Source organism: Streptomyces sp. NPDC060031, from assembly GCF_042736805.1.
GTDB lineage: Bacteria > Actinomycetota > Actinomycetes > Streptomycetales > Streptomycetaceae > Streptomyces.
In genome coordinates, this window is sequence record NZ_JBHWVM010000190.1 from 1 (window position 1) to 3,372 (window position 3,372).

At 72.1% G+C, this 3,372-nt stretch carries 3 protein-coding genes; all 3 read left to right on the forward strand.

All coding sequences use genetic code 11. The features are described 5' to 3' along the window. A partial coding sequence (locus tag ACFWB8_RS36845) for a DUF3152 domain-containing protein (RefSeq protein WP_385237625.1) occupies positions 1 to 1,231 on the forward strand: 1,231 nt, incomplete at its 5' end. 57 nt (positions 1,232 to 1,288) lie between these two features. Continuing rightward, the gene (locus ACFWB8_RS36850) at positions 1,289 to 1,384 is read left to right on the forward strand and encodes an Ms4533A family Cys-rich leader peptide (protein WP_324605477.1); all 96 of its coding nucleotides are present in this window, start codon (positions 1,289 to 1,291) and stop codon (positions 1,382 to 1,384) included. Between the two features lie 172 nt (positions 1,385 to 1,556). Then, a complete protein-coding gene (locus ACFWB8_RS36855; protein WP_385237629.1) occupies positions 1,557 to 3,302 on the forward strand; it encodes an ABC transporter substrate-binding protein in 1,746 nt (581 codons plus the stop codon). The last annotated feature ends 70 nt before the right edge of the window (positions 3,303 to 3,372 follow it).

Sequence of the window (3,372 nt, forward strand, 5' to 3'; positions counted from 1 at the left end):
CGGCCCGCCCCCCCAACCCCCCGACAACCACCTGGGTAACGTGCCTCGGGCGCGGGCGGCTTCCGGCGGGCGCGCCGGCCGCCCCGAGCACCGCGAGCCGGGCGGCGCCTGGGGCGCCGGGGCAGCGGCCGGGGCCGGCGCCAGGTACGGGGACTGGCGCGGAGTGCCGCGCGACACCGACACCCCGGCCTTCGGCACCCCCGCGGTCGGCTTCCCGCAGGTCACCCTGGACCCGCCGCTGTCCGCCCCGCCGGCCCCGGCCCCGCCCGCGCCGCGGCCCGCGTCCGACGCCGTCACCTCCACCGGCTCGCACCGCCGGGTCCCCGCGCCCCGCAAACCGGCGGACGCCGACGCCGTCGCCGACGCCTCCGCCGTGGAGCGGCCCGGTTCCGGCCGCGGCGCCAAGGTCCGCACGTACACCGGCATGGCCGCCGCGGCCGTCACCACCGTGCTCGCCGTCGTCGTCGCCGGCCACGTGGCCACCGAGGGCGACTCCGCCAAGGCCGACGCGCACGCCGCCGACGACGGCCGGGCCCGCTCCGCCAAGGGCCAGGCCGCCGCCTCCCGCTCCGACGACCGCGCGACCCCGGACCCGTCGGCCGTCCAGGGCGCGCCGGCCGCGCCCGAGATGACGTACGAGCAACGGATGGCGCAGCAGCTCCCGATCGACGAGAAGCTGAAGGGGCCGGGCACCTTCGACACCGTCCCCGGAGTGGCCCCGTCGCCCGGCAAGGGCAAGGTGATCCGCTACCGCGTCGACGTGGAGCAGGGGCTCGGCCTGGACGGGCAGCTGTTCGCCGAGGCCGTTCACCGCACCCTCAACGACGACCGCAGCTGGGGCCACGGCGGCACGAAGTCCTTCGAGCGGGTTCCGGGCGGCGAGGCCGACTTCGTCATCACCCTCGCCAGCCCCGGGACCACCGGCGTCTGGTGCGCCAAGTCCGGGCTGGACACCACCGTCGACAACGTGTCCTGCGACTCGGCGTCCACCGACCGGGTGATGGTCAACGCGTACCGCTGGGCGCAGGGTTCCACCACGTACGGCGCGGACCAGATGCTCGCCTACCGCCAGATGCTGATCAACCACGAGGTCGGGCACCGGCTCGGCCACGGACACGTGAACTGCCGGACACCGGGTGCGCTCGCGCCGATCATGCAGCAGCAGACGAAGTCCCTCGACATCGGCGGAATCCAGTGCAAGCCCAACCCGTGGGTCTTTCCCGGTAGTTGACGGGCGGGCCGGGACCGGCGTTGACAATCCGTCCGGTCATCGGCAATGGTTCTCCGCATGTCGCACCACCACACCATGATTGCGAGCGCCGCCATCGAGCTGGCGCTGCTTGGTGTGACCGCGCACAGCGTGGCCGACATTCTTTGTCGCTAGAGCCTGCCCGACAGCGCCGCGACCTCCGCTTTCTCCGCGTTCCGCGCCGCGCCCGGGTGTACGTGTGCCCGCAGGCGCGGCTTCTCCCGTTCGGTGGCCTTTCGGCTCCGTGACCGACCGCTGCCCCTCGCGTGGCCCTTCTCCTTCCTTCACGCCGAGAGGTCATTTTCCGATGTTCCGTCAGTCCCACACATCGCGCCGCGTGGCCGCGGTCGCCGTCAGCCTCGTACTGGCCGGGGGCGCCGCGGCATGCGGGCCCAAGGACGGCGCGGACAAGGCCGGCGACAAGCCCGGCGCCGCCGGCGCCGGGGGCGCGCCGCAGAAGGGCGGCCTGCTCACCGTCCTCAACTCCGAGCCGCAGGAGGACTTCGACCCCGCCCGGCTCTACACCTCGGGCGGAGGAAACGTTCCCTCGCTGGTCTTCCGCACACTGACCACCCGCAACCGCGAGGCCGGCGCGGCCGGCACCAAGGTCGTGCCCGACCTCGCCACCGACATCGGCAGGCCCAACGCCGACGCCACCGAGTGGACGTACACGCTCAAGGACGGCCTGAAGTACGAGGACGGCACCCCGATCACCACCGCCGACATCAAGTACGGCATCGAGCGGTCCTTCGCCGCCGAGCTGTCGGGCGGCGCACCCTACCTGCGGGACTGGCTGGTCGGCGGGGAGACCTACGAGGGCCCGTACAAGGACGCCGGCAAGGGGCTCGACTCGATCGTGGTGCCCGACACGAAGACGATCACCTTCAAACTGCGCAAGCCGGAGGGCGATTTCCCCTTCGTCGCCACCCAGACGCAGTTCGCGCCCGTTCCCAAGGCCAAGGACACCGGCGTCAAGTACGAGGAGCACCCGATCTCCTCCGGCCCGTACAAGGTCCAGAAGAACGAGAACGACGGCGAGCACCTCACCCTGGAGCGCAACGAGCACTGGGACCCGAAGACCGACGAGGAGCGAAGGGCCTACCCGGACCGGATCGACGTCCGCGCCGGCCTCGACTCCGCTGTCATCAACCAGCGCCTGACCACCAGCTCCGGCCCCGACGCGGCCGCCGTCACCACCGACACCAACCTCGGCCCGGCCGAGCTCGCCCAGATCGGCGCCAACGCCGACAGCGAGCTCGCCTCCCGCGTCGGCACCGGCCACTTCGGCTATGTCAACTACCTCGCCTTCAACCCGAAGGTGGCCCCCTTCGACAACCCGAAGGTCCGCCAGGCCATCTCCTACGCCGTCAACCGCACGAGCGTGGTCAACGCGGCCGGCGGCTCCGCGCTGGCAGAGCCCGCCACCACCTTCCTGCCCGAGCACGAGGCCTTCGGCTTCACCCCGTACGACCACTTCCCGGCGGGCAAGACCGGCGACCCGGCCAAGGCCAAGGAGGTGCTGAAGGAGGCCGGCTACCCCGACGGCCTCACCATCACCCTGACCCACTCCAACGCGCAGAACCGCCAGACCAGCCCCGAGGTCGCCACCGCCGTGCAGCAGGCGCTCGCCGCCGCCGGGATCACGGTCAAGCTGGAGGGCCTGGAGAACAACGCCTTCAACGAGAAGCGCTGGGACGCCAAGAACACCCCCGGCTTCTTCCTCTCCCGCTGGGGCGCCGACTGGCCGTCCGGCGGTCCCTTCCTCGCGCCGATCTTCGACGGCCGGCAGATCGTCGCCAACGGCTCCAACTACAACCACGCGCAGCTCGACGACCCGGCCGTGAACGCCGAGATCGACGAGATCGCCAAGCTGACCGACCTCGCGGCGGCCGGCAAGCGCTGGGGCGCCCTCGACAAGAAGATCGGGGAGCAGGCACTGGACGTGCCCCTCTTCCACCCGGTCTACAAGCGGCTCGTCGGCAAGGACGTCAAGAACGTCGTCATCAGCGACTGGACCGGCGTCCTCGACATCTCGCAGGTCTCCGTCAAGTGAGCGTCCTCCTCGAACCGGCCGCGCCCCACACCGCCGAAGCGGCGCCTCCGGCCCCCGAGAATCCCGAGCC

Bases quoted from the DNA above. Each gene is read 5' to 3' on its own strand.
- ACFWB8_RS36855 (WP_385237629.1), top strand. From the start codon at position 1,557: ATGTTCCGTCAGTCCCACACATCGCGCCGCGTGGCCGCGGTCGCCGTC.
- ACFWB8_RS36850 (WP_324605477.1), top strand. From the start codon at position 1,289: ATGTCGCACCACCACACCATGATTGCGAGCGCCGCCATCGAGCTGGCG.